The sequence below is a fragment of the Saccharopolyspora montiporae genome (assembly GCF_015209505.1).
In the GTDB taxonomy this organism is placed as follows: Bacteria; Actinomycetota; Actinomycetes; order Mycobacteriales; family Pseudonocardiaceae; genus Saccharopolyspora; species Saccharopolyspora montiporae.
Genome location: NZ_JADEYC010000018.1, coordinates 109,861 through 135,628 on the forward strand (window position 1 = coordinate 109,861; position 25,768 = coordinate 135,628).

Sequence of the window (25,768 nt, forward strand, 5' to 3'; positions counted from 1 at the left end):
CCGGTGCCCGCCGGCCGTGCCGGTCGTCGAGCGCGTCAGCTGGCCACAGTGGTCAGGCTCTGGCGCTTGCGCGCCTTGATGATGACTTCGCGCTCCGATTCGGACAATCCGCCCCAGATGCCGTACGGCTCCTGCACCTTCAGCGCGTGATTGCGGCACTGCGTCAGCACCGGGCAGTGCTGGCACACCTCTTTCGCCTTGGCTTCCCGTCGCGCCCGGGCCGGCCCGCGTTCGCCGTCCGGGTGGAAGAAGTAGGCGCTGTCCATACCTCGACAGGAGCCCCGTATCTGCCAATCCCAGATATCGGCGTTCGGCCCTGGAAGACGTCGAGTGTCCGCCATTGCGATGACCACCTCCTACCGGTGGAACCCCTCCCCGGCCGCGGCGGGCTGCCGCGACCTCGCATGATCCAACCGTAAAACCGCGCCAAAGCTTGTTCAACCCTTATCGCGCCATAACTTGTTCATCATTGGGGTGATCCGACGTGTCGAAGATCGACGACATGCGCTCGCATGACGGGGTGGCTTGCCTCCGGGCGCGCAGATCCGGAACATGTCCGGCGTGACAGCGCGGCCGGAACAGCTCGGGGGAGACGTTCCCGGGAACTCCTTCGATCCCGGTGAGCCGACCGGCGAACCCGCGAGCGGTTCGGACGAGCACCCGCAGCAGCGGGACGACGAGCCCCGGTTGACCGTCGCTGCGGTGGCCCGACGGCTGGGGGTCGCACCCGCGACGCTGCGCACCTGGGACCGCCGGTACGGACTCGGCCCCACCGACCACGCGAGCGGGAAACACCGCCGGTACGGACCGGCCGACATCGCGCGCCTGGAACAGATGCAGCGCGCACTGCTGCGCGGCGCCTCGCCCGCTGAAGCCGCCCGCTACGCGCACAGCCACGCGGCCCGGGAGGTCGCCGGGTCCTCGGGTGCGGAGGGGGCCGCCGCCGGGTCCTCCGGCGCCGGGGGCGCGGTTGAGGTGTCCGGCGAGGAGCGCGAGGCCCCGCTGATGATGTCCGGGGTCTTGGAAGCCGAGGGCGAGGAGATCGACGTCTCGGCGCCGAGTACCGGCGGACGCGGGCTCCGGCTCACCGGTGCCGCACCGGCCGCGCGCGGGCTCGGCAGGGCGGCGCTGTCGCTGGACTCCTGGTCGGCGCAGCAGTTGTTGCTGGAATCCCTGCGCGATGACGGCGTGGTCGCCACCTGGACGTCGATGCTGCAGCCGGTGCTGCGCGCGGTCAGCGAACGCAGGCAGCGGACCGGGGCCGATGCCGAGGTGCTGCAGCTGCTGGCGGAATGCTCGGCGACCGCGCTGCGCTCGGTCATCGCCAGTGCTCCGCCGCCGATCAATCCGCGCCCGGTGGTGCTGGCCCCGGTGCCGGGTGAACCGCAGGAGCTCGACCTGGTGGCGCTGGCCGCCGCGCTGGCGGCAGCGGGCGTGGGGCACCGGCTGTTCGGAGCCGCCCTGCCCCGCGAAGCGCTCGCCGCGGCGGTGCGCAGATCGGCGCCGGCTGCGGTGGTCCTCTGGTCGGAGCAGCCGCCCTACGCGGCCCCGGGGGTCTTGGACGACATCCCGGTGACCCGGCAGCGCTCGCGGGTGTTCCTCGGCGGCGGGGGTTGGTCGGCGGGGGCGCTGCCCCCGCACGTCGAACTCCTGGGCGGTTTCGAGACCGCGGTCGACCGGATCAGCTCGGCCGTGCTGGGCTGAACCCGTGCTGTGTCGTAAGTCACATTGCGAGTTTTCGGCCCGCGCGGCGTTCGGCCGAACGGGATCCGGGTTCGCCGTTACAGCGTGCGATCGGGTGAATTTCGCAGGTATGCGCCTTGATCCCTACCGGGTCGGTGAGCCGGGTCCGGTGTGCTCCGTTCCAGTGACGCCGACGGCGCGGGCACCCGTCCCGGAAAACTGGACGGATTAAGCACCGGATCGTGTCAAGGTTTGGGCCCCTGCTTCCGATAGGGGAGGTGGAACGTCACTCGCCTGCAGGAAGGAGTTCCCGTGACGACGGTCCTGATCTGCGATGACCGACGGAGCGTCCGGGAAGGGCTCACTCGTGTGATGTCGGCTGTCCCCGGAGTGAGCCGGATCGATTGCGTCGCACACGGCGATGAGTTGCTCGCCCGCTTCTCCCGGCAATCCGCGGACGTGGTGCTCGTCGGCACCCAGCGCGCGGTGCCCAACGGTGTCGAGGCAACTCGCCGGCTCGTGTCGGCGCACCCGCAAGCGAACGTGATCGTGTTCGGCGCCCCGGATGACGCGGCCAGCATCGCCGCGGCCATCGCCGGCGGTGCGCGGGGCTACCTCCGGTGGGACGCGTCCCGGCCGGAACTGGTCGCCGCCCTGGCGCACACCCTCGCCAGCACGTCGGTGCCGGCGCCGCGCCAGCCCTCCGATCCGGGGGTGCAGCTCACCGAACGGGAGCTGCAGGTGCTGCGCGGGATGAGCCAGGGCAAGAGCAACGGCCAGATCGGCCGCGAGCTCTACCTGCCCGAGGACACCGTGAAGACGCACGCCCGGCGGCTGTTCCGCAAGCTGGGGGTGCGGGACCGGGCGCAGGCCGTGGCGCACGGATTCCGCCGCGGGTTGGTCGCCTGACCTCGCCCGTGAGTTAGCTCACCGGCATGCGATCCAGGGCCGGCCGGTGCTCGGCGAGGGACGTTGCGGTTCCCCGGAGTTCGTTACGGGGGTGGATGTGGCGCCAACCACATCCACCCCCGTGCGCATCGGGCGAACCGGGTCATTCCCCGCGCCGCCGCGGCCGTCGCCGAATGGCGGGCCCGCGGCGCCGCCCGCCGCCCTGTGAAGATCGTCTCGCTGTCCGGCCGTTGTTCATCAACAGCGCCGTGCCCTTGGCCGACCGCCTCGTCCGCCACATCTGGTACTGATGAACACGTGACTCCCGACGCTCGGCCGCCCCACTCCCCGTCCAACGTCCGGACATTCCCCGGTACGGTGACGGCGGCGCGGCGTGCGAGGCACGCGGAGTTCGCCGGGCAAATCCGAATCGCTTGAACGCGTAACACCAGGGCTGCTGTCTGCGATGACCAATGTGGGGGACGGGCTGGACGCTCTTGTAAGTGCCGCCGTCGACGGCGATCGCCAGTCGATCGAGCGCTTGCTGGCCGAAATCCGTCCCTTGGTGGTGCGGTACTGCCGCGCCAGGGTCGGCCGAAGCGAGCGTTCGTTCGCTTCCGCGGACGACGTGGCCCAGGAAGTGTGCCTCGCGGTGCTCACCGCGCTGCCCACTTACAAGGACCAGGGTCGGCCGTTCCTGGCGTTCGTGTACGGCATCGCCGCGCACAAGGTGGCTGATGCGCATCGTGCATTGGCCCGCAACCGATCGGAGCCGGTCGCCGACCTCCCGGAAGCCCCGGAGGGCGAGGCCGGTCCGGAACAGCGGGCGATGCAGGGTGAGCTTTCGGGCAGGATGGCGCAACTGCTTCGGGTGCTGCCCGCCAAGCAGCGGGAGATTCTGCTGCTGCGGGTGGTAGTGGGGTTGTCCGCTGAGGAGACCGCCGAAGCGGTTGGTTCGACACCGGGTGCGGTGCGGGTCGCGCAACACCGCGCGCTCGCCCGGTTGCGAAAGACGCTGTCCGCGGAGGAGGTGGTCTGAATGGCTGAGCGGAAAGGGCCGGAGGGAGAACCTTCAGGACACGACCCGGGCGGGTCCGGCCAGCAGGATGACCGTTCCAGCGGCGCGGACGAGCGGGAGCCGGTGTCCGCGGACGAGGGAACGGAACTGAGCGACAACGACCGGGAATCCGGCTCCACGGAGTCCGAACCCACGCGACCCAGCACGTCCGGTGACGACGACGCGGCGGTGCTCCCTTTCCGGCACTCCGGAGATGAGCGGGATTCCGGCGGCGAGGGCGACCCGGCGGACGAGGACGATCTCGACGACGTCGATCTCGACGACGTCGAGGATCCGGTGGACCTCGCCGCGCTGCAGGCCGACGACGAGCTGCTCGACGCGCTCGGCGGCCCGAACCCGGTGCTCCCCGAGGCGCCGGGCACCGGCCCCAGCGTGGACGAGCTGCTGGTGGCGTGGCGGCAGGACGTCGATGCGGCACCGATCGAGGATCTCGTCGACATCGATACCGCGGCGGCCACGATCGCCCAGGCGCGCCGGCCGCGCCGCAAGCACCTCAAGCGCTGGCACCTGGTGCCCGTCGCCTCGGCCGCGGCCGTCCTGATGATCACCGGGACCGGGTTCGGTCTCGCGGCTCGGGACGCGCAGCCCGGCGACATGCTCTGGGGCGTCGCCCAGGTCCTGTACTCGGACCACACCCGCGCGGTGCAGGCCGCCACGGTCGCCCGCGAGGAGCTGGACAACGCCGAGGGCGCGCTCGTCGACGGCGACCGGTCCTCCGCGGAGGCGGCGCTGCGTTCGGCTCAGCAGGAGATCCAGGACGTCGACCAGGACCACGGCCTGCGCGAACTGCGCGCTGCGCACTCCTCGCTGACCGCGCGGATGGGGCAGTCGGGCCAGGAACAGGAGACGACCTCGGAAACGACCTCGGAGACCGAGGTGGTCCCGCCGACCGGTACCCAGGAACCGGCGCCCACCGAGCCGCCGCGGCCCACCGAGCCGACCGACAGCTCCACGGCGCCGCCCACGTCCAGCGAGACCAGCGAGTCGACCACCTCGCCCAGTGAGACCAGCGGGAGCTCGCAGGAGCACCCGTCGGAAGGCCTGGACTCCGAGCTGTTCCCCTCCAGCGGGGAGCACCGCTAGGCCGACCGGTCGAACGCGAAACAGCCCGCGGAATGTCCCCGCGGGCTGTTTCGTCGTCGGATACCGGTGATCCGGGTCAGCCCGGGATCAGCGGGTGCTCTCGTTCTCGGTGACCCCGTCCGCGTAGCCGCGGCAGTATTCCCAGGTCACGTACGAACCGGGGTTCGGGTCGTAGGCGGGTTCGTGCGGGCGCATCCGCCCGTCGTGCAGCAGCTGGCCGAGGCTGGCGCGCAGCAACTCCCAGTCGTGGAAGTGCGACTCACCGCAGTCGGCGCAGTCGACGACGATCCCGCGGACGCCCCGGGGTTCCAGCAGTGCTTGGTACACGGCCAGATCGGTGAGGTCTGCGAGCAGTTCGGCCCGTTCCTCGTCCCCGAGTGGTGGTCCGTGCTCGGTGTCTTGATCACCGAGTGCCATGCTCGGATCATCCGGGTCACCCGCGAACGGGTCTGGTGGCATCGGATCGTGCGGCACGGCCCGAACGGTACCGGCCGCGTCCGAGCGGTCGGCCCGTCGGGTGCGGGGTCGCGCCGCGCCGGGCGCGGACGCGCTGCGGAGGTGGTTCCGGACCATGCTCGATGCCGGGCCTGAAGGTCACTGACCAGCGGTCTCTATCATGGGGGAATCCCCGATGCCGCGACCGCGCCGCAGCCCGCGACCGACGTCCCGGCAGCCCACCCGCCCGCACACCCCTCGGGTTGTGGTCCATCGCGTGAAGGAAGGCGCATCCCTCGCATGAGCAGCGAACTCACCGCTCCCGGATTCCCCTCGAAGTTCGCGACCCTGGGTCTCACCTTCGATGACGTGCTCCTGCTCCCGGACGAGTCGGACGTCATCCCGAGCGGCGTCGACACCTCGACCCAGCTGTCGCGCAACATCCGGCTGCGGGTTCCGCTGCTGTCCGCGGCGATGGACACCGTCACCGAGGCGCGGATGGCCATCGCCATGGCCCGGCAGGGCGGGGTGGGCATCCTGCAGCGCAACCTGTCCGTGGAGGAGCAGGCCGCCCAGGTCGAAGTGGTCAAGCGCTCCGAGGCGGGGATGGTGACCGACCCGGTGACCTGCTCGCCGGAGGACACCCTGGCCGAGGTCGACGCGCTGTGCGCGCGGTTCCGCATCTCCGGTGTCCCGGTCGCCGATCCGGACGGGACGCTCGTCGGCATCATCACCAACCGGGACATGCGGTTCGAGGTGGACTACACCAAGCGCGTCCGCGAGGTGATGACGCCGGCTCCGCTGGTGACCGCGCAGGTCGGGGTGACCGCCGACGCCGCGCTCGGCCTGCTGCGCCGGAACAAGATCGAGAAACTGCCCATCGTGGACGGCGCGGACAAGCTGCGCGGGCTGATCACGGTCAAGGACTTCGTCAAGACCGAGCAGTACCCGGATGCCACCAAGGACCCGGACGGCCGGTTGCTCTCCGGTGCCGCCGTGGGCGTGGGCACCGACTCGCACGAGCGCGCGATGGCCCTGGTCGACGCCGGGGTGGACGTGCTCATCGTGGACACCGCGCACGGGCACTCCCGTTCGGTGATCGACACCGTGGCCACGCTGAAGAAGGAGCTGGGCAACTCGGTCGACGTGATCGGCGGGAACGTCGCCACCCGCAACGGTGCGCAGGGGCTCATCGACGCCGGTGCCGACGGGGTGAAGGTCGGGGTCGGACCGGGCTCGATCTGCACCACCCGGGTCGTGGCCGGGGTGGGCGTGCCGCAGATCAGCGCGATCTACGAGACGAGCCAGGCGTGCCGCTCGGCCGGTGTGCCGCTGATCGCCGATGGTGGCATCCAATTCTCCGGGGACATCCCGAAGGCGATCGCGTCCGGCGCCAGCAGCGTGATGCTGGGCAGCCTGCTGGCCGGGACCGCGGAGGCGCCCGGCGAGCTGGTGCTGGTCAACGGCAAGCAGTTCAAGGTCTACCGCGGCATGGGATCGCTGGGCGCGATGCAGTCCCGCGGCCAGGGCAAGTCGTACTCCAAGGACCGCTACTTCCAGGACGACGTGCTCTCCGAGGACAAGCTGGTACCGGAGGGCATCGAGGGCCGGGTCCCGTTCCGCGGCCCGCTGCAGCAGGTGGTCGATCAGCTGGTCGGCGGGCTCCGCTCCGGCATGGGTTACACCGGGGCGCACACCATCGAGCAGCTGCAGAACGCGAACCTGGTGCGCATCACCGCTGCCGGGCTCAAGGAGAGCCACCCGCACGACATCACGATGACCGCCGAGGCGCCGAATTACAACGCGCGGTGATCTCCGCACCTGCGGCGCCCCCGCGGGTGTTCACCCGGATGCACCAAGGAGAATGCTGCCGGCGGAAGACGCTGCCGCGGAGAAGGGATGACCGTGCGGGATCAGGTTGAGATCGGCATGGGCCGGACGGCCATGCGTGGCTACGACTTGGACGACGTGGAGATCGTGCCGTCCCGGCGCACCCGCTCGTCCCAGGACGTGTCGCTGTCCTGGCAGATCGATGCGTACCGGTTCGATATCCCGCTGGTCACCCATCCCACGGATGCCACGGTTTCCCCGGCCACCGCGGTGCAGGTCGGCGAGCTCGGCGGGCTGGGCGTGCTCAACGCCGAAGGCCTGTGGGCGCGGCACGAGAACGTCGAGGACAAGCTGTTCGACGTGGTGCGGGCCGCGGAGGAGCAGGGAGATCCCGCGGCCGCGATCCGCAAGCTGCAGGAGCTGCACGCGGCACCGGTCCGGTTGGACCTGGTCTCCGCCGCGCTGCAGCAGATCAAGGACTCCGGGGTGACCGTGGCGGCGCGGGTCAGCCCGCAGCGCGCCGAGGAGCTCACCCCCGATCTGCTGGCGGCCGGGGTCGAGGTGCTGGTCGTGCAGGGCACGATCATCTCGGCCGAGCACGTGGCCCGGGATGGTGAGCCGCTCAACCTCAAGCGCTTCATCGGGGACCTGGACGTGCCGGTGGTGGCCGGCGGTGTCGGCGACTACCGCACCGCGATGCACCTGATGCGCACCGGTGCGGCCGGTGTGGTCGTCGGTTTCGGCCAGTCGCGCGCGGCGACCACGACCCAGGTGCTGGGCATCGGGGTGCCGATGGCCACGGCGATCGCCGACGCGGCCGCCGCGCGCCGGGACTACCTCGACGAGACCGGCGGCCGGTACGTGCACGTCATCGCGGACGGCTCGCTGTCCTACTCCGGGGACATCGCCAAGGCGATCGGGTGCGGAGCCGACGCGGTGATGCTCGGCGAGGCGCTGACCGAAGCGGCCGAGGCGCCGGGACAGGGCTACTACTGGACGTCCGCGGCCGCGCACCCGAACCTGCCGCGCAGCGAGATCGCCGGGTTCGCCGGGTCCGGGGCCGACCTGGAGACGGTGCTCTACGGCCCGAGCAGCGACGCGTACGGGACGCTCAACCTGTTCGGCGGGCTGCGCCGCGCGATGGCCAAGACCGGCTACCGCGACCTCAAGGAGTTCCAGAAGGTCGGTCTGATGCTGCGCAGCTGATCCCCGGCGCCGCTGCGGGCTTGTTGACGAGTTGTCAAGATCTAGCTACTGACGAGTAGTTTCGTTTAGCCTGAGCCGCATGTCGGTGAGCAACGGTGCGCAGCGCAACAAGCAAGACTTCGACCAGCGCGACTTCGACGTGGTCGTGATCGGGTCCGGATTCGGCGGCAGCGTCGCGGCGTTGCGGCTCACCGAGAAGGGTTACCGGGTCGCCGTGCTGGAGGCCGGCCGCCGATTCGCCGACGACGAGTTGCCGAAGACCTCCTGGGACCTGCGCAAGTTCCTCTGGGCCCCGCAGCTCGGCTGCTACGGGATCCAGCGGATCCACCTGCTGCGCAACTGCCTGATCCTGGCCGGGGCCGGCGTCGGCGGCGGTTCGCTGAACTACGCGAACACGCTCTACCGGCCGCTGCGCGCGTTCTACGAAGACCCGCAGTGGGCGGACATCACCGACTGGGAGACCGAGCTCGCCCCGCACTACGACCAGGCCACCAAGATGCTCGGCGTGGTCACCAACCCCACCGAGACCCCGTCCGACCGGATCATGAAGGAAGTCGCCACCGAGATGGGGGTGGATGGGAGCTACCACCACACCCCGGTCGGCGTGTACTTCGGCGAACGCGGGCAGACCACCGGCGACCCCTACTTCGGCGGGGCCGGACCGCAGCGCACCGGATGCACCGAGTGCGGGGCGTGTATGACCGGCTGCCGGGTCGGGGCGAAGAACACGCTGGTCAAGAACTACCTCTACCTCGCGGAGGCGAACGGGGCCGAGGTCTTCCCGCTGACCACGGTGACCCGGATGCACGAGGGCCGGGACGGCCGCTGGCGCATCGGCACCAAGCGAACCGGTGGGAAGACGGTGCGCGACCCGCGGGTGTTCACCGCCGACCAGGTGGTCGTCGCGGCCGGGACCTGGGGCACGCAGAACCTGCTGCACCGCTGCCGGGACCGCGGGGAGCTGCCCCGGCTCTCGACCAAGCTCGGCAGGCTCACCCGCACCAACTCCGAGGCCATCATCGGCGCGCAGATGAGCTCGACCGATCCGGATCGGGACTTCTCCACCGGGGTGGCGATCACCTCCTCGTTCCACCCGGACGAGGACACGCACATCGAACCCGTGCGCTACACCCGCGGTGCGAACGCGATGGGCCTGCTGCAGACGCTGCCCACGAAGGGCAGCTCGTCCACCCCGCGCTGGCGGCAGTGGGTGAAGTTCCTGCTGCGCCACCCGGTCCTGTCCGTGCGGATGTTCTGGGTGCGCAACTGGAGTGAGCGGACCGTGATCCTGCTGGTGATGCAGAGCCTGGACAACTCGCTGAGCACGCGGATCAAGCGGGTGTTCGGCAAGCGGCTGCTGACCTCGCAGCAGGGCCACGGGGCGCCGAACCCGACGTTCATCCCGGCAGGCGAGGAGGCCAACGACCGGGTGGCCGAGAAGATCGACGGGCTGGCCGGCGGGACCTGGGGCGAGCTGTTCGACATCCCGATGACCGCGCACTTCATCGGTGGGTGCCCGATCGCCGCGGACGCCGAGCACGGGGTGATCGACCCGTACCACCGGGCGTTCGGCCACCCGACGCTGTCGGTCGTGGACGGGTCGGCGATCAGCGCCAACCTCGGCGTCAACCCGTCGCTGACCATCACCGCCCAAGCGGAGCGCGCCTTCGCGGCCTGGCCGAACAAGGGCGAGACCGATCCGCGCCCGGCCCAGCAGGACGGCTACCGGCGGGTGGCGCCGGTGCCGCCGAAGGCGCCGGCCGTGCCGCCGGAAGCTCCGGCGGCGCTGCAGCTCCCGCTGGTCTGACCACGCGCCGCGCGACCCGGTCCCCGGTCGCGGGGGCCGGGCGGCTGTGCTGGGGGTTACCTGGGATGATGGTGTCAGCACCGGTTCTCCAGGGAGGTCTCGTTCGAAGTGTCCGGTTCCGCTGAAAGCCGTGATCAGGGGCCAGTCCTCGTCATCGACTACGGCGCCCAGTACGCGCAGCTGATCGCGCGGCGGGTGCGCGAGGCGCAGGTCTACTCCGAGGTCGTCCCGTTCGACACGCCGGTGTCCGAGATCGTCGCCCGGGACCCCGCGGCCATCGTGCTCTCCGGCGGTCCGTCCAGCGTCTACGCGGACGGCGCCCCGCAGGTCGATCCGGAGCTGTTCCGCTCCGGGGTGCCGGTGTTCGGGATCTGCTACGGGTTCCAGGCGATGACCTCCGCGCTGGGCGGAACCGTCGAACACACCGGGACCCGCGAGTACGGGCGCACCGACCTGACCGTGTCCGGGGACGGGGGCAGGTTGCACAACGAGCTGCCCGGCCATCACCCGGTGTGGATGAGCCACGGGGACTCGGTGAGTAAGGCGCCCGAAGGCTTCGCCGTCACCGCCGGGACCGCGGACACCCCGGTCGCCGCGTACGAGGACGTGGACCGGCGGCTGGCCGGTGTGCAGTACCACCCGGAGGTCGCGCACTCGCCGCACGGCCAGGAGGTGCTGCGCCGCTTCCTGCACGAGATCGCCGGGGTCCGCCCGCGGTGGACCACCTCGTCCATCGTGGACGAGACCGTGCAGGCGATCCGGGACCGGGTCGGCGACCGGCGGGCCATCTGTGCGCTGTCCGGCGGGGTGGATTCCGCGGTGGCCGCCGCATTGGTGCAGCGGGCGATCGGGGACCAGCTGACCTGCGTCTTCGTCGACCACGGGTTGCTGCGCGCGGGGGAACGCGCGCAGGTCGAGCGCGATTTCGTCGCCGCCACCGGCGTCAACCTGGTGACGGTGGACGCGACCGAGCAGTTCGTCGGCGCGCTGGAAGGCGTCGCCGATCCGGAGGAGAAGCGCAAGATCATCGGCCGGGAGTTCATCCGGACCTTCGAGCGCACCGCTCGGGACCTGGTGAACCGCGGCGACGGCGATGTGGACTTCCTGGTCCAGGGCACGCTCTACCCGGACGTCGTGGAATCCGGTGGCGGTTCCGGTGCCGCGAACATCAAGAGCCACCACAACGTCGGCGGCCTGCCGGACGATCTGCAATTCAGCCTGGTGGAGCCGCTGCGCGCGCTGTTCAAGGACGAGGTGCGCCGCGTCGGACTGGAGCTCGGGCTGCCGGAGACGATCGTGTACCGCCAGCCGTTCCCCGGTCCCGGCCTGGCCATCCGGATCATCGGCGCGGTGACCGCGGACCGGCTGGAGACGCTGCGCGCGGCGGATGCGATCGCCCGCGAGGAACTGGGCGCCGCCGGGCTGGACCGCGAGATCTGGCAGTGCCCCGTGGTGCTGCTGGCCGACGTGCGCTCGGTGGGCGTGCAGGGCGACGGCCGCACCTACGGCCACCCGGTCGTGCTGCGCCCGGTGTCCAGCGAGGATGCGATGACCGCGGACTGGACCCGGCTGCCCTACGACGTGCTGGAGCGGATCTCCACCCGGATCACCAACGAGGTCTCCGAGGTGAACCGGGTGACGCTGGACGTGACGTCCAAGCCGCCGGGCACCATCGAGTGGGAGTGACGTCGGAGCCGTTCGCCGCGATCTGGGCACGGGAGCCGTCCGGCGGGAATTAGGGTTTCCGGCGGACCCCACGTCGGAAGGCCCCTCGTTCATGATTGTCTTCTTCATCTTCGGTGCCGTGTTCCTGCTGGTCGCGATCGTCGCGTTCGGCTCGATGCGCCACGCGCGCAGCGAGCTGCACGCCATGATCGGTACGCAGACGCTGCCCGTGTCCGATCTCGAAGTCCGCCGGTCGGCGTCCCGGGAAGTCGTGCCCGCGGGCGAATTCCGGCATACGTGCGAGGTCGTGGGCACCGCCGAGGCGCGGCCGGAAGGGCCGTTGCAGTCCGAGCTCAGCGGCAGCCCCTGCGTCTGGTACCGCTTCGTGGTCATGCGGCACTACGAGCAGGTGACGCGCTCGTCCAACGGTTCGCGGAACGTGCGCCGGCGCACCGAAACCCTCGCCGAGACCAACTCGTGGGAGAGCTTCGGGGTGCGCGACGACCACGGGCAGCTGATCGGCCTCGATCCGGGCGGTTCCGCGGTCGACGAACCGCAGAAGGTGATCGATCAGTTCGAACCGCACGGGCCGAGCGGTGGCCCGACGATGTTCGGCGTCCAACTGCCGAACGCTTTCGGCGGCCACGATGGCACCACCGGGTACTCGTACCAGGAATGGATCGTGCCGCAGGGCCGCAGGCTCTACGTGCTCGGCGAGGCGAATGACCGGGCGGGGACGCTGATGATCAGCAGGCCGCTCGGCGGCGGGCACTTCATCGTCTCCACCCGCTCCGAGCAGGAGGTCCGGGAAGGCCGCCGCAAGCGGCACCGCACGCTGTCCTACGCGGTGCTGGGCTCCGCGCTCGCCGGGCTGGTGCTGATCGGTCTGGGTTTCCTGGCCTGATCAGCGCTTCGAGCGCCCGCGGGTCGAGCTGACCAGCATCAGCACACCCACCGCGACCGCCGCTGCCGCCAGCACCCACTGCAGGTCGCTCGCCCAGCCGAACGCCACCGCGGCCGCCACGACGAGCGCGAACACCCCGACCACCAACGTCGGCACGTCCGGGGACGAACCGGTTCCGCCGCTGCGCTCAGTCACGCCGCACCTCCACATCGCCCACGTCGGCGCTCAGTTCCACCGCGATCCGCGCGCCGTCCGATCCGTCCTCGCCGGGGTCCTGCGCCGTGCGCGTGGTGCTGCCGGGTCCACCCGAGGCGCCGACCCGGCCCAGGCAGTCCACGCTGCCCACCCGGGTGCTGCAGCTGGCGGTCACCTCGGCGTCGTCGGGGACCCGCACCACCACGTCACCCGCACCCGAGGACACCTTCGTCCGGGCCTGTCGCCCCTCGTCGGCGGGCAGGTCGGTCAGGTCCAGCTCGACACCGCCCGCGGCCGATTCGTAGGACGGTTCCAGCTCCGCGGTGCTGCTCGGCCGGATGTGCCGGGTCTCGGCGGACGGGTCGACGTGCAGCGGGCCGAGCGCGGACAGCAGCAGGGCGACCGCGCCGAGCGGGATCGCCACGCCGATCAGCCCGCGGCCGGAGCCCAGGAACGACCCGGTGATCATGCCCGCCCCGACCACGGCCAGCGCGGCCGCGCAGGTGGCAGCGGGGCCGTACCCGGCCAGCAGGGCCAGTCCCGCGGCGGCGACCGCGAGCAGCAGGGTGCCGAAGCCGATCCACCGCCGCGCGGGCGGTTCCGGTTCCGGTTCGGGTTCCTGCGCGGGCGGTTCCGGCAAGTCCCACGCGAACTGCGCCGCGCCCAGCGGATCCCACTCCGGCGGGTGGCGCTGTTCGGTGCTGCCCGGGTAGACCCACGTGTTCGCGGTATCGGCCGGTGCCGCGGTGCCCGTTCCGGGCGACCCGAGCGCCGCGCTCCCGCGGTCGGCGTAGTGCCGGTGCAGCAGGTAGAGCGCGCCGAACCCGGCCAGCAGTCCGACCAGCCCGGCGAACGACTGGACCCAGAAGATCATCACCGGCATCAGGAGCAGCACCAGCACTGCGGCCACCGGAGCCGGGGTGGACTCCCGGGCCGGGGAATCGCCCCGGTCGACTTCCTTGGGCAGCAGCAGCCAGCCCAGCAGGTAGAGCACCAGTCCCGAACCGCCGTAGAACGTCAGCAGCGCGAACCCGACCCGCACCAGGATCGGGTCGATGCCGTACCGGTTGCCGATCCCGGCTGAGACACCGGCCAGCTTCCCCCCGCTGCGCGGGCGCACCGGCCGGGTCGCCCAGAAATCGCGCAGCGTCGCCTCGAAGCGGGCCAGGCCGCCCGCGTGCTCGCTCATGGCCCGACTATCGCGCCCGGACGCGGCGCCCGGCATCAGGGTTGCCCCTGACCGTGCCCGCACTCGTCGCCCGCGTTCCCCCGATGCCTACCCGCGCGGAACCGTGTGACCATCGGTTGTGTGACAGCCCAGAACGCAGGTGACCAGGTCCGCGGCCCGGCGGCCGATGCGCCGGCCCGGCTGTGGCGGTTGCGCGAGGGGCGGCTGGTCGGCGGGGTCGCCGCCGGGATCGCCGCGCACCTGGGTCTGCCGGTGCTGGCGGTGCGCGTCGGTTTCACACTGCTGGCGGCCTTCGGCGGATTCGGCATCGCCGCGTACGCGCTGTTCTGGATGTTCGTCCCGCAGCACCCGGGCGACGCGCCACCGGTGTCCGGGCGGGAGCGCAGGCAGGGCGTCGGGCTGATCCTGCTGGCCGCCGGCGTGGTCGTCGGCTTGGCGCATCTGGTGTCGCTGCCCGCGTGGTTCAGCGGTCCGCTGCTGGTGGCCCTGCTCGGTGCGGTCCTGGTGTGGCGGGAGGCCGATGACGCGCAGCGGCGCCGCTGGCGGCAGGGCGCGCGGTCCGGTGTGGCCGGCGCGCTCAGCGGTGCCGGCGGCCGGGCCGCCACCATCCGGATCGGGGCCGGATCGCTGCTCGTCGTGGCCGGCCTGGTGATGTTCCTCGGTGCCAGCGTCCCGCTGGCCGATGTGCGCATCGTGCTGCTCGCGGTAGCGGCGGCGCTGATCGGGGCGGCCGTGCTGACCGTGCCCTGGTGGCAGCGCATGGTGCGCGACCTGCACGTGGAGCGGGCCAGCCGGATCCGCTCCCAGGAGCGCGCCGAGATCGCAGCGCACCTGCACGATTCGGTGCTGCAGACGCTGGCGCTGATCCAGAAGCAGGCGGACTCGTCCGGGCGCGAGGTGCGCAGGCTCGCCCGCAGTCAGGAGCGCGAGCTGCGGACCTGGCTGTACGGCCCCGGCGGGTACGGGGGTTCCGCGGGGGCAGGCGAGCGCAGCTCGCTGTCCACGGAGCTGGCGAGGGTGTGCGGCGAGGTCGAGGACGATTTCGCGATCGGGGTCGGACAGGTCGTGGTGGGGGACTGCGCGATGGGCGATCCGCTCGCCGCGCAGCTGGCCGCCACGCGGGAAGCGGTGGTCAACGCGGCCAAGCACGCCGGGGTCGCCGAGGTGAGCGTGTACGCGGAGGTCGAACCCGAGCGCGTGTCGATCTACGTCCGAGACCGCGGCACCGGGTTCGATCCGGACCAGGTTCCCGCGGACCGGCACGGGCTGGCCGACTCGATCCGCGGCCGGGTGGAGCGGCACGGCGGCACCGTGCGGGTGCGCACCGCGCCGGGCGAGGGGACCGAGGTGCAGATGCAGGTACCGCGGACGGCGCCGTCCGGCGGTACGGGCGGATGAGCAGCAGGAGAGGTGGAGGTTCGCGGTGACGGAGGATTCGGTGACGGAAGGCGCGGTGACCGGCGGCGCCGCGGTGGAGGGTGCGCCGGTGCGGGTGTACCTGGTGGACGACCACGCGCTGTTCCGCAGCGGCGTGCGCGCCGAGCTGGCCGCGGCGCCGGACGAGGTCGAGGTGGTCGGCGAGGCGGGTTCGGTGGGTGAGGCGGTGGCCGGGATCGCCCACCTCCGGCCGGAAGTGGTGCTGCTGGACGTGCACATGCCGGACGGCGGTGGTGCCGAAGTGCTGCGGCGGGTCCGCGCGCAGGACACCGCGGTGGTGTTCCTGGCGCTGTCCGTCTCCGATGCGGCCGAGGACGTCATCGCGGTGATCCGGGGCGGTGCGCGCGGTTACGTCACCAAGACGATCTCCGGCCGCGAGCTGGCCGGCGCGATCCGCCGGGTCTCGGCCGGGGATGCGGTGTTCTCCCCGCGGCTGGCGGGTTTCGTGCTCGACGCGTTCTCCGACCGGCCGGGTTCGGCGCCGGTGGGCGATCCCGAGCTCGACCTGCTCACCCCGCGGGAACGCGATGTGCTCCGCCTGCTGGCCCGCGGTTATGCCTACAAGGAGATCGCCGGGGAGCTGTTCATCTCGGTCAAGACCGTGGAGACGCACGTGTCCAGCGTGCTGCGCAAGACCCAGCTGTCCAACCGCTATGAACTGTCCCGCTGGGCCTCGGATCGCAGGCTGGTCTGAGGTGCGGGCGGGTCACTTCATCGGGTCGGCGAGCTGCGCGTAGCGGCCCATCGCCCGCATCACCGGCCCGGGCTCCTCGGCCGGGGCCGCCGGAGTCCGCTCGCTCGCCGCCCGCGGTGCGCTGCGGCGGGTGAGCCCGACGCCGAGCAGCACCACCAGCACGCCGAGCACGACCCGGGCACCGAACTCCTCGCCGAGCACGAGCCCGCCGAGCAGCACCGAGACGATCGGCATCAGGTACGTGACGGTGGAGGCCGTGGTCGGGCCTTCCTCGGCGATGATCCGGTAGTTGAGTGCGAACGCGGCACCGGTGCCGAACACGCCGAGCACGCCCACGGCCAGCAGCGGGACCGGATCGAGTGCGACGGGGTGCGGTCCGCCCACCGGCAGCGCCAGCGCGGCGATCCCGGACGCCGCGACCAGCTGCATCCCGGCCATCGCCTGCGGAGCCAGCGCGTACCGGCCGGTGAGTCGGCGTCCGATGTAGACGTAGCCGATCCCGTAGCTGGCCGCGGCGGCCAGGCAGGCGAGCACGCCCGGCTCCAGCAGCCCCGAGCTCTGCCAGGGTGCGAAGATCAGCAGCACGCCGCCGAACCCGATGAGCAGACCGCTCATTCGGGAGGGGTGCGCGGTCTCCCGGGCGAACAGCACGCCGAACAGGACTGTCCACAGCGGAGTGCTCGCGTTGAGCGCCCCGGCGAGTCCGGAATCGACGTCTTGCTCGGCGAAGCCGAACAGCAGCCAGGGCAGCGCGCTGGCGAACAGCGCCGCGACCGAGATGTCGCGCCACAGCGCCCATCCGGTACCCAGGCGCAGGCCGCGCACCGCGCACAGCGCCAGCAGCGCGAGCGCGCCGAGCACGATGCGGGTGAAGGCCACCTGCGCGGGATCCATCGCCTGCAGGCCGATCTTGATGAGCAGGAAGCTCGATCCCCACAGCAGGGCGAGCGCGCCGAGCCGGAGGTAGTTCGCCGGGTTGTTCATGTCCTCTCCCGGGGTCGCGCCGGTGTCGCCTCCGAATGTGCGATGCCCTCTCGGATAAGGACAAGCGAATTGTTCTGCACGAACCATGAAGCAAAGCTGTATTGTCTGAGCTGTGCTGGACGTACGACGGATGCAGGTCCTCCGGGCCGTGGTCGCCAACGGCTCGGTCAGCGGTGCCGCGGCGGCGCTCGGGTACACGCCCTCGGCGATCAGCCAGCAGATCGGCGTGCTGGAACGCGAGGCGGGCACCCGGTTGCTGGAGAAGGTCGGCCGCGGCCTGCGCCCGACCCCGGCGGGCGCGCTGCTGGCCGAACGCGCGGGCGCGCTGGCCGAACTGCTCGGCGGGATCGAAGCGGAACTCGCCGACATCCGGGCCGGGCGCACCGGGCTGCTGCGCGTGCGGTTCTTCCACACCGCCAGCGTCGGGCTCATCCCGCCCGCGGTCGCCGCGTTCCGGACCGGGCACCCGGACGTGCAGCTGGACCTGCGCATGCAGGAGGACGGACTGCTGGAGGCCGTATCCGCCGGGGAGTGCGATGTCGCCGTCATCGTCGCCGGGCGCGATGTGCCGCAGCCCAAGGGCGTCCAGATGGTGCACCTGGTCGACGACCCGTACCGGATCGTGCTGCCCGGAGGGCACGGCATGGCCGGGCAGCAGCGGGTGGAACTGGCGGAACTGGCCGCCGAGTCCTGGATCAGCAGCGTGCCCACGACCGCCGGGCCGTGCGCCGAGGCGCTGCAGGACGCCTATGCCTGCGCGGGGATCAGCCCGCGCGCGGTGCTGGAGGTCGACGGCAGCCACAGCGCGCAGGGGTTCGTCGCCGCCGGGCTCGGCGTCGCGCTGGTGCCGCAGCTGGGGCTGGAGGCCGTGCACCCGGACGTCGTGGTGCGGCCGCTCGGTTCGATCGAGCCGGTGCGGCGGATCTTCGCCGCGGTCCGGGAAACCGTGGCCGACCGTCCGGCCACCGAGCAGCTGCTGGCCGCGCTGACCGGGGCTGCCGCCCCAGGGCCGGTAGCCCCGCAGTCGGCGGGAGCGGAGCCGTGATCAGCCGATCTGGTCGGTGTTGATCAGCGGCTGACCGGATTCGTCGACGACCATGCCCAGCACGTGCCGCTCGTTGCTCTGCTGGCCGTCCTTGGTGAACTGCAGGGTGACCACGACGTTGCCGCCGGAGGCCGCCGGGCCGTCGACGATCTGCACGTCGTCGACGCTGTCCCAGAACTGCTCGTAGCTGTCTTCGCCCTGCGCCTGCAGGTCCGGTCCGAGCAGCTGCCACGCGTCATCGGTATCCCCGGGTACCAGCTGGTAATACTGCTGGACCACCGCGACCAGGTCCTGCTCGGAAGGCTGGGCCGGGGTCGCGGAGCTGGTCGGCGGCGCCGAACTGGTCGTGGGTGCCGCCGAGGAGGTCGCCGCCGAGCTCGTCGTCGCGGGTGCGGTGGTCGCCGGAGGCGGTGCAGGCCGCTCCTGCTGCTGGGCGGGCGGCGGACTCTGCTGGCTCTGCGAGGTGTCCTGCCCGAACGCGTTGGCCGCGAGCACGCCCACCAGCACCGCGGCGATGATCGCCAGCGCCCACAGCAGGATGTGCTTGCCGCGGCTGCTGCCCCGGGAACCGCTCGCCGCGGAGCCGGTGCCGACGCGGGTGGGTGGGCCGGCGTGGGGCGGCGGGGTCGCCGCGGGGCCGCCCACCCGGGTCGCCTGCTGCTGCGGCTGCTGCGCCGCGGCCGGGTACTGCCAGCGCGCGTTCGGGCTCGCGGTCGGGATGGGCCTGCCGTCTACGACCGCCTGCAGCAGATCGCGCGTCTGCGCCATGGTCGGGCGTTCCACCGGGTCGGCGCGCAGCATCTGCATCAGCGCCGGGGCCATCGGCCCGGCCTGGCGGGGCTGCTCCACCTCGCCGCGGGCCACCCGGTGCAGCAGGCTGATCGCGTTGTCGTCCACGCCGAACGGGGGTTCGCCCTCGATCGCCGCGTACAGCGTCGAACCCAGCGAGAACACGTCCGAGGCCGGGGCTGGGTCGCGGCCGAGCGCGACCTCCGGGGCCAGGTAGGCGGGTGTCCCGGCCAGGATGCCGCTCTTGGTGACCGCGACGTCCCCGATGGCCCGGGAGATCCCGAAGTCGGTGATCTTGGCGGTGCCGTCGTCGCCGAGCAGGATGTTGCCCGGCTTGAGGTCGCGGTGCACGATCCCGGCCATGTGCGCGGTGGCCAGCGCACCCGCCACCTGCACGCCGATCTGCGCGACCTGCATCGGGTTGAGCAGGCCCTGCTCGCTGATCACCGAGGCCAGGCTCTTCGAGGGCAGGTACTCCATCACCAGGACCGGATGGCCCTCGTCCTCGGCCGTGTCGAATACGACGATCGCGTTCTGGTGCTGGAGCCGGGCGGCGATGCGCCCTTCGCGGAGGGTCCGCTGGCGGGCCTCTTCGGTCTCCTCGGGGGTGTAGCCGGGTTGCAGCAGCAACTGCTTGACGGCGACGGTCCGGTGCAGGCGCTCGTCGACGGCGCGCCACACCACTCCCATGGCGCCGCTGCCGATCTGTTGCTGCAAGCGGTACCGGTCCGCGATCAAACGACCTTCGGCGCTCACCGGTGTCTCCTGGTACTGGCTGTGCCTATCTGGACAGTACTGACCGGACCCCCGTGGCCAGCTTTCACTCGACGGAGTGCAACGTTACTGGGCGTGCCGAACCGCCCCGAACCCCGGGGCGGTGCTGCCTGCCGAACACGTCGGGCCGGGGCGCGCACGCTGCGGTGCCCGCCCCGGCCCTGGTGTCCGAACTGCCCGGAACCGCCCGATTACGACCCGCTCTCCGCAGCGCCGGTGTCGGTGGCTCCCGCGTCCGTGGTGGTCGTGGGCTGCTCGGCCTCCGAGGTCGTCGTCTGCTCCTCGGTCGTCGACGTCGGCTCCTGCTGCGTCGTCGACGTCGGTTCCTGCGTGGTCGTCGTCGGCTGTTCGGTGGTGGTCGTCGGCTCCTCGTACGTGGTCGTCGGCACCTGCTGCTCGGTGGTCTGCTGCTCGGTGGTCGACGACGTGGTCTCCGGAGGCGGCACCGCGGGCTGGTTCTCGCCGGTCGGCTGGTTGTTGCCCGCGTTCTCCGGTCCGTCCGGGCCGGACATCAGCGCCGTGGTCACCAGCACGGCGGCCACGGCCACCGCGACCAGGCCCAGCACCGACAGCACGACCGGTCGCTTGCTCTTGCGGGGACGCTCGTCCAGCGCCGCGTCGCTGCGGTCGTCCGAGCCCATGTACGAGGTCGCGTCCTCGTAGGGCTGCTCGGAGTACGGGTCCTCCTCGTAGTAGGACGTGCCGTCCTGGGAGAGGACGCCGGTCGGCGCCATGTCCGGTTGGCTGCGCGTGGCGCCCTCGGGCATCAGCGCGGGCGCGATCGGTGCCGCGGTGGTGGGCACCGAGGTGACCTGGTTGCCGTCGGCGACCGCCTGCAGCATCTCGCGCACCTGCGCCATGTCCGGGCGGTCCGCGACGCGCGCATTCATCATCGCCATCAACGGCTCGCCCATCGGCCCGGCCTGCTGCGGCGGATCGATGCGCCCCGCGGCCACCGCGTGCAGCAGCGCCAGCGTGTTCTCGTTGAGCCCGAACGGCGGGCGCCCCTCGATGGCGGCGTAGAGCGTCGCCCCGAGGGAGAACACGTCCGAAGCACCGGTCGGCTCCTGGCCCATCGCCACGTCCGGCGACAGGTACGCGGGCGTACCGGCCAGCATCCCGGTCTTGGTGACCTGGACGTCGCCCTGCGCGCGGGAGATCCCGAAGTCGGTGATCTTCACCGTGCCGTCGTCGCCGAGCAGGATGTTGCCCGGCTTGATGTCCCGGTGCACCACTCCCGCGGAGTGCGCTGCGCCCAGCGCGGCGGCCGCTTGCGTACCGATCCGGGCGACTTCGCGCGGCGGCAGCGGACCGTGCTCCGACATCATCGACGACAGGCTCGTCGAGGGCAGGTACTCCATCACCAGGACGGGTTGGCCCTCGTCCTCTGCCACGTCGTAGACCGAGATGGCGTTCGGGTGCTGGAGGCGGGCCGCGATCCGGCCCTCCCGCATTGCCCGCTGCCGCGCTTCCTCGGCCTCACCCGGATCCAATCCGGGCTGCAGCAACAACTGCTTGACCGCGACCGTGCGGTGCAGGCGTTCGTCAATGCACTCCCACACCACGCCCATCGCGCCACTGCCGATGCGTCGCTGCACTCGGTAGCGTCCGGCGACCAGGCGACCTTCGTCGCTCACCGACGTCTCCCCGTACTGCTATCGATGCCCGCGAACGGCTCGACGTCCCGTGGTCCGGGTCGGCGGCGCCCGCGGATCATCCGCGGATTTGGCGGGCCGTTTGCGGCCCCCGACATGTACACCTTGCTCCAGCGCCTCGCGTTGCCCCTTCCGGATGGAAACCGGGCAAGGCGCACCGAGGCGCGATACGGAAGCCTAGCCGACGCGGCATCGGCGTAGGCCCGAAGTCGAAAAGATCCGTGCAACCGGATTCGACGCTACGCGATGATGCCCGCGCGAACCGTCACCGAGGGGCGTCTCACATCCGTTTCCGCAGGTGGTGTCCCTTCTTTCGGAATTGCCCGCCACATCGCGGCACCGGCCGGATGCGCTGCGGAATCGTCCGCACGACTGCGGCGGGCGGTCAGCGACGGCCCGGTCCGAGTGGCCGGGGCCACTCGTCGTTGCCGCATCGTTGTCCGATCCCGATGGTGCAGGACAGTGATGTGGATCACGGAAGGGGGGTGTGCCGTCCGTTGAGCAGGACCGCCTCCCGGATCCGCGGATGGCTGCCCGGTTCGACGGTGAGCAGCTGGTGCAGCGCCACCCGCCGACCGTCCGGGTAGACCGCCTCCAGTCGCACCGTCGCCCGGTGCTCCGGCTCACCTCGCACCCGGTGCCGGACCTCGTCCACCGCGGACCAGGCGCGCACCAGTGCGCCGGCGTCCCCGCCGCGCAGCCCGGGCGTGAGCAGCTCGGGTGCGGTGTGCGGAGACTCGGCCAGCCGGCGGCAGAACTCCTCGGCGACCCGCACCGCGGAGGCATCGCTGCCGGCCGCCGGGTTCACGGCGTCCGGGGGCTCCGGCGGCGGACCTTCGAACGGCATGATCCGCGCGGCGGACAGGCCGGGGCTGGCGGAACCGGGCTCGGCGGCCCGCACGGGTCCGGGCGGGCGGTCTCCGGTGAACGGCCACTCCCGCTCCGCGACCACGTCCGGCAGCAGCGCCGCGGATCCGCTGATCGGTGCGGCGGTCACCCGTGGCGCCGGATCCGGCCCACCGCCGGTGACCGAACCCAGCGCCATGCAGCTCACCAGGGCGAACACCGCGGCGGTGCCGGCGAACAGCACCCGGTGCCGCCGCGGGAACCGCTCTTCGGCGGTGGCCCGGGTGCCTGCGAGCAGCCGGTGCGCCACGGAGGCGGACAGCGCGCCGCTCGGATGCGCGTGCGCGGCGTCGCGCGTAGCGGTCGGTCGCTGCGCCCGCCCGGGATCTCCGGCACTGGTGCCGGAGATCCCCGGCGGAGCGCTCCCGCCGTCCTGGTCCGGTAAATCCCGCAACATCCGTCTCCCGCGCGTGTGTGCCCGGAATACCGGTACCGCCCGCACCGGGGGCACCGGGAGCCCTCAGCGCCCGGGTTCACCGGAAAGGGCCGTGCGCGTTGCCCGGATGGAGCAGCACCGCGAGAACGGGCGCGGTTCAGTCCGCGAAGCAGCGCCGCAGCGCTTCGGGATCGGGAATGCCGGCGTCCGGCGCGGTTCCGCCGGCAGCGGGCAGGTCGGACCCGGGCACCTGCACCCCGCCTGTCCCCGCGCATTCGGCGAACGGCGCCTGCGGGGACGGGATGGATAGGGCGGGCAGCTCTCCGCTGAACAGCGGGCGGTGCTGCTCCTCGGCGGACAGCGCCGGGGCCGGGTCGTCGAACAGCGCGGGTTGTTCGGGGAAGCCCGCGGGTGGCTCCGCGGGTGCGGGGGGCTCCGCTGCGGGTGCGGGGGGCTCCGCGGGTGCGGGGGCCGCGGCCTCGGGAGGCGGGGTCGGTTGCGGTGCGGACCCGGTGCTCAGCGGTGCCTGCTGCGTCTCGTCGACCGGCGGCGCGGTGGGCCGCACCGCGCTGAACAGGTGTTGCGGGGGCGCGGATTCGGCGCCGTGGTCCTGCGACGGCGGGAGCAGCGGCTGCGGAACCGGCGGGTAGTCCCGGCCGCGCGGCATGCTGGGCAGCTGCTGCCCGTCCAGCCGGACCGGCGAGTTCACCAGCAGCGAGCCGGCCAGCACCAGCCCGCCCAGCGCCGCCGCCGAGGTGGTGATCGCGAACCAGGCCGCGTGCCGCCAGGTCCGGGGCGGCGTCACCGAAGCGGGGACCATGCCGAGGTCGAACTTGTGCAGCCCGCCCGCCGGGAAGGTGTCGGTGAGCGGATCCGGTTGCGGGGCGCACGCACTGCTGTGCGGGTCTCCCGCGACGATCCGCCGCCGGTGACCGGGGTGTCCGGGCGGGTCCTGCGGTGCGCGCTCATCCGGCTCTGTGCCGCTGTGCATCGGTCTCGCTCTTCCGCTGTTCGGCAAGGTTCCACGACGGTTCGCAGCTGGTGCGCGGGTCACGACGTGTCGACGACCTGGAAGACCTCCGCCAGCTCACCGGGCATGCCGTGCTCGGCGGCATTGCGTTCGAGGTGGTGGCGGATCGTCTCGCGGAGGTCGTCGAACCGCTCGACCTGCGAGCGGTGCGCGGCCAGCGCCGCGAGCTTGGCGTCGAAGTGCCCGGTGACGTCGACCGCGCGGTTGATCCGCTCCTCGGTCGATTCGGACAACCACAGCGCGCGGACCGTCCACGGGGCGAGCCCGGAGAGCTCGGGGTGGGCGAACTCGTTGCGCGCGTCCGGGTACACGGCGGCGAGCGTCGCCTCGCCGACGGCCCGGTGGTCCGGGTGCGAGATCGCGATGTGCGACCAGTTGATCTCGGGCGAGTGGGTGAGCACGACCTCCGGGCGTACAGTGCGGATCACCTCGGTGATGTCCCTGCGCAGCTGCAGATCGGCGACGACTCGCCCGTCCTCGTGGTCGAGGAACCGCACGTCGGAGACGCCGACCGCGGCGGCAGCGGCGCGCTGCTCGGCGCGGCGCAGCTCGGCGACACGGGTGCGGTCCGCATCGGCGGGGGCGCCCGCCTGGCCGGAGGTGCAGATGCAGTAGGTCACCGCGGTGCCGGCCGCCGTCCAGCCGGCGACGGTGCCCGCCGCCCCGAAATCGACGTCGTCCGGGTGCGCGACCACCGCCAGCGCCCGCTGCGGTGCCGGGGCGGTCGACGGAGTGGCCATGGTCACACTCTAGGCCGGGCCCCCGGCGGCTCCGCTACGGGTCCGCCGGACAACACCCGGTAGTGATCGCCGCGGACGGCGACCACCACCGGGCGGAGGTCAGTACTGGCCGCCGCGGAACTTCTGCTGGGTGGACTGCAGGGCCTTCACCGAGTACGCGCCCGCGCCGCCGCCGAGCAGGATCGCGAAGATGTCCCCGGGAACGCTCTCGCCGGTGGAGATCAGCAGCGCCAGCAGGGCGACTCCCGCGCCGACCCCGGCCGCGGGCAACCGCTTGCGGGCGAAGTCGATGGCGGGCTGCCCGCCGGCCCGCTTCTTCGCGGCCGACATCAGCATCCCGAGATAACCGGCGTGCCCGGCGCCTGCCACCAGGGCGACCAGTGTGACGACCAAGGCCACGAGACCCACTACTGCGCTCACCATGCCCACAGTCTGCCTTGTCGGCCGAGCGCCCGGTATGGGTGATATCCCTGATGTCCGTGGCGGCGGGGTCAGCGGTCCCGAAGAGGTTCCGGCCAGACCCTGGATTGCGACGCGCGTCGCTCGTAGGTTGTCCGGCTATGGATGATCGTTCGGGTGATGCGCCGGGCCTCGCGGGCAAGCGCGCGGTGGTCACCGGAGCCGCCAGCGGGATCGGCGCCGCGGTGGCGCGCGAACTGGCCGGAGCCGACGCCGACGTGCTGCTGGCCGACCGGGACGAGTCGGTGCGCGCGACCGCGGACGACCTCGCCGCGGCCGGGCACCTCGGAGGCCGGGTCGAGGCGCGGGTGACCGATCTCGCCGATCTCGACGCGGCCGCCGAGCTCGGCGAGGGTGCCGACATCGTCATCAACAACGCGGGCTGGCAGCACGTGTCACCCGTCCACCGGTTCCCGCCGGAGATGTTCGGCGAGATGCTCCGCGTGATGGTCGAGGCGCCGTTCCGCATCGCTCGCGCGGCGCTGCCCGCCATGTACGCGGCCGAGTGGGGCCGGATCGTCAACATCTCCTCGGTGCACGGTCTGCGCGCCTCGCCGTACAAGAGCGCCTACGTGACCGCCAAGCACGGCCTGGAAGGGCTGTCCAAGACGATCGCCGTCGAGGGCGCCACCCACGGCGTGACCAGCAACTGCATCTGCCCGGGGTTCGTCCGCACCCCGTTGGTGCAGCGGCAGATCGCCGAGCAGGCCGAACTGCACCGGGTCGCCGAGTCGCAGGTCATCGAGGACGTGCTGCTGGAGCGCACCCCGGTCAAGCGGCTCGTGGAGCCCGCCGAGGTGGCCCGGCTCGCGCTGTGGTTGTGCGGCCCCGGATCGGCGTCGGTCACCGGGTCCTCGTTCCCGATGGACGGAGGTTGGACGGCTCACTGATCCGGCCCGCACGGGCCGACCGACAG

24 protein-coding genes are annotated in these 25,768 nt (G+C 72.0%); 13 read left to right on the top strand and 11 right to left on the bottom strand.

The genetic code is table 11. The features are described 5' to 3' along the window. Nucleotides 1-35: 35 nt before the first annotated feature. The gene (locus IQ251_RS11450; protein ID WP_193928619.1) at nucleotides 36-341 is read right to left on the bottom strand and encodes a WhiB family transcriptional regulator; all 306 of its coding nucleotides are present in this window, start codon (nucleotides 339-341) and stop codon (nucleotides 36-38) included. A gap of 211 nt (nucleotides 342-552) precedes the next feature. Between IQ251_RS11450 and IQ251_RS11455 the strand changes: the two genes are divergently transcribed. The 4 genes from IQ251_RS11455 to IQ251_RS11470 all read left to right on the top strand — a co-directional run bounded on the left by IQ251_RS11455 (nucleotide 553) and on the right by IQ251_RS11470 (nucleotide 4,732). Beyond that, nucleotides 553-1,704, top strand: a complete 1,152-nt coding sequence (locus tag IQ251_RS11455) for a MerR family transcriptional regulator (protein WP_193928497.1) — start codon at nucleotides 553-555, stop codon at nucleotides 1,702-1,704. A 291-nt stretch (nucleotides 1,705-1,995) separates the two neighbouring features. Continuing rightward, a complete protein-coding gene (locus IQ251_RS11460) occupies nucleotides 1,996-2,592 on the top strand; it encodes a response regulator transcription factor (protein WP_193928498.1) in 597 nt (198 codons plus the stop codon). 445 nt (nucleotides 2,593-3,037) lie between these two features. Then, entirely contained in the window at nucleotides 3,038-3,610 is a 573-nt protein-coding gene (locus tag IQ251_RS11465) for a sigma-70 family RNA polymerase sigma factor (protein ID WP_193928620.1), read from the top strand. Then, nucleotides 3,611-4,732: an anti-sigma-D factor RsdA gene (locus tag IQ251_RS11470; protein ID WP_193928499.1), complete on the top strand. Its 1,122-nt coding sequence runs from the start codon at nucleotides 3,611-3,613 to the stop codon at nucleotides 4,730-4,732. It begins immediately after the preceding gene. Between the two features lie 87 nt (nucleotides 4,733-4,819). Here the strand turns inward: IQ251_RS11470 and IQ251_RS11475 are convergent, their stop codons facing one another. Then, the gene (locus IQ251_RS11475) at nucleotides 4,820-5,191 is read right to left on the bottom strand and encodes a DUF5319 domain-containing protein (RefSeq protein ID WP_193928621.1); all 372 of its coding nucleotides are present in this window, start codon (nucleotides 5,189-5,191) and stop codon (nucleotides 4,820-4,822) included. A 276-nt stretch (nucleotides 5,192-5,467) separates the two neighbouring features. Here IQ251_RS11475 and guaB point away from each other — a divergent pair, with 276 nt between their 5' ends. From guaB to IQ251_RS11500, 5 genes are all read left to right on the top strand, one after another. Next, entirely contained in the window at nucleotides 5,468-6,979 is a 1,512-nt protein-coding gene (guaB, locus tag IQ251_RS11480; RefSeq protein WP_193928500.1) for an IMP dehydrogenase, read from the top strand. A 93-nt stretch (nucleotides 6,980-7,072) separates the two neighbouring features. Continuing rightward, nucleotides 7,073-8,203 carry a GuaB3 family IMP dehydrogenase-related protein gene (locus IQ251_RS11485; RefSeq protein WP_193928622.1) on the top strand — a complete coding sequence of 377 codons (1,131 nt, stop codon included), beginning with the start codon at nucleotides 7,073-7,075 and terminating at the stop codon, nucleotides 8,201-8,203. Nucleotides 8,204-8,282: 79 nt separating this feature from the next. Next, the gene (locus tag IQ251_RS11490) at nucleotides 8,283-10,010 is read left to right on the top strand and encodes a GMC family oxidoreductase N-terminal domain-containing protein (RefSeq protein ID WP_193928501.1); all 1,728 of its coding nucleotides are present in this window, start codon (nucleotides 8,283-8,285) and stop codon (nucleotides 10,008-10,010) included. Nucleotides 10,011-10,118: 108 nt separating this feature from the next. Further along, the gene (guaA, locus tag IQ251_RS11495) at nucleotides 10,119-11,696 is read left to right on the top strand and encodes a glutamine-hydrolyzing GMP synthase (protein ID WP_193928502.1); all 1,578 of its coding nucleotides are present in this window, start codon (nucleotides 10,119-10,121) and stop codon (nucleotides 11,694-11,696) included. A 91-nt stretch (nucleotides 11,697-11,787) separates the two neighbouring features. Beyond that, the gene (locus IQ251_RS11500) at nucleotides 11,788-12,579 is read left to right on the top strand and encodes an E3 ubiquitin ligase family protein (RefSeq protein ID WP_193928503.1); all 792 of its coding nucleotides are present in this window, start codon (nucleotides 11,788-11,790) and stop codon (nucleotides 12,577-12,579) included. On the opposite strand, the gene IQ251_RS11505 is transcribed toward IQ251_RS11500, so the two are convergent. Together IQ251_RS11505 and IQ251_RS11510 are read right to left on the bottom strand one after the other, a co-directional pair. Beyond that, nucleotides 12,580-12,774: a hypothetical protein gene (locus IQ251_RS11505; RefSeq protein WP_228046651.1), complete on the bottom strand. Its 195-nt coding sequence runs from the start codon at nucleotides 12,772-12,774 to the stop codon at nucleotides 12,580-12,582. Continuing rightward, complete coding sequence (locus IQ251_RS11510) at nucleotides 12,767-13,963, bottom strand: PspC domain-containing protein (protein WP_193928505.1); 1,197 nt, start codon at nucleotides 13,961-13,963, stop codon at nucleotides 12,767-12,769. The genes IQ251_RS11505 and IQ251_RS11510 overlap by 8 nt, the downstream gene beginning before the upstream one ends. Nucleotides 13,964-14,083: 120 nt before the next feature. Between IQ251_RS11510 and IQ251_RS11515 the strand changes: the two genes are divergently transcribed. Beyond that, nucleotides 14,084-15,361, top strand: a complete 1,278-nt coding sequence (locus tag IQ251_RS11515; protein ID WP_370591332.1) for an ATP-binding protein — start codon at nucleotides 14,084-14,086, stop codon at nucleotides 15,359-15,361. Between the two features lie 25 nt (nucleotides 15,362-15,386). Next, nucleotides 15,387-16,094 carry a response regulator gene (locus tag IQ251_RS11520; protein ID WP_370591333.1) on the top strand — a complete coding sequence of 236 codons (708 nt, stop codon included), beginning with the start codon at nucleotides 15,387-15,389 and terminating at the stop codon, nucleotides 16,092-16,094. A gap of 12 nt (nucleotides 16,095-16,106) precedes the next feature. Here IQ251_RS11520 and IQ251_RS11525 read toward each other — a convergent pair whose 3' ends face one another. Then, a complete protein-coding gene (locus IQ251_RS11525) occupies nucleotides 16,107-17,078 on the bottom strand; it encodes a DMT family transporter (protein WP_193928506.1) in 972 nt (323 codons plus the stop codon). Nucleotides 17,079-17,190: 112 nt separating this feature from the next. Between IQ251_RS11525 and IQ251_RS11530 the strand changes: the two genes are divergently transcribed. Further along, the gene (locus IQ251_RS11530; RefSeq protein WP_370591334.1) at nucleotides 17,191-18,123 is read left to right on the top strand and encodes a LysR family transcriptional regulator; all 933 of its coding nucleotides are present in this window, start codon (nucleotides 17,191-17,193) and stop codon (nucleotides 18,121-18,123) included. Here IQ251_RS11530 and IQ251_RS11535 read toward each other — a convergent pair whose 3' ends face one another. From IQ251_RS11535 to IQ251_RS11560, 6 genes are all read right to left on the bottom strand, one after another. Next, on the bottom strand, nucleotides 18,124-19,668 hold the full coding sequence (locus IQ251_RS11535) for a serine/threonine-protein kinase (RefSeq protein ID WP_193928507.1): 1,545 nt from the start codon (nucleotides 19,666-19,668) through the stop codon (nucleotides 18,124-18,126). Between the two features lie 209 nt (nucleotides 19,669-19,877). Beyond that, nucleotides 19,878-21,323 (bottom strand): serine/threonine-protein kinase, encoded by a 1,446-nt coding sequence (locus IQ251_RS11540; protein ID WP_193928508.1) that lies wholly within the window; start codon nucleotides 21,321-21,323, stop codon nucleotides 19,878-19,880. A 490-nt stretch (nucleotides 21,324-21,813) separates the two neighbouring features. Next, a complete protein-coding gene (locus IQ251_RS11545; protein ID WP_193928509.1) occupies nucleotides 21,814-22,644 on the bottom strand; it encodes a hypothetical protein in 831 nt (276 codons plus the stop codon). Between the two features lie 136 nt (nucleotides 22,645-22,780). Beyond that, nucleotides 22,781-23,614, bottom strand: coding sequence for a hypothetical protein (locus IQ251_RS11550; protein WP_193928510.1), 834 nt, complete (start codon nucleotides 23,612-23,614; stop codon nucleotides 22,781-22,783). A gap of 59 nt (nucleotides 23,615-23,673) precedes the next feature. Further along, a complete protein-coding gene (locus IQ251_RS11555; protein WP_193928511.1) occupies nucleotides 23,674-24,393 on the bottom strand; it encodes a PIG-L deacetylase family protein in 720 nt (239 codons plus the stop codon). 99 nt (nucleotides 24,394-24,492) lie between these two features. Next, complete coding sequence (locus IQ251_RS11560; protein ID WP_193928512.1) at nucleotides 24,493-24,816, bottom strand: hypothetical protein; 324 nt, start codon at nucleotides 24,814-24,816, stop codon at nucleotides 24,493-24,495. 137 nt (nucleotides 24,817-24,953) lie between these two features. Here IQ251_RS11560 and IQ251_RS11565 point away from each other — a divergent pair, with 137 nt between their 5' ends. Next, complete coding sequence (locus IQ251_RS11565) at nucleotides 24,954-25,742, top strand: 3-hydroxybutyrate dehydrogenase (protein WP_193928513.1); 789 nt, start codon at nucleotides 24,954-24,956, stop codon at nucleotides 25,740-25,742. The last annotated feature ends 26 nt before the right edge of the window (nucleotides 25,743-25,768 follow it).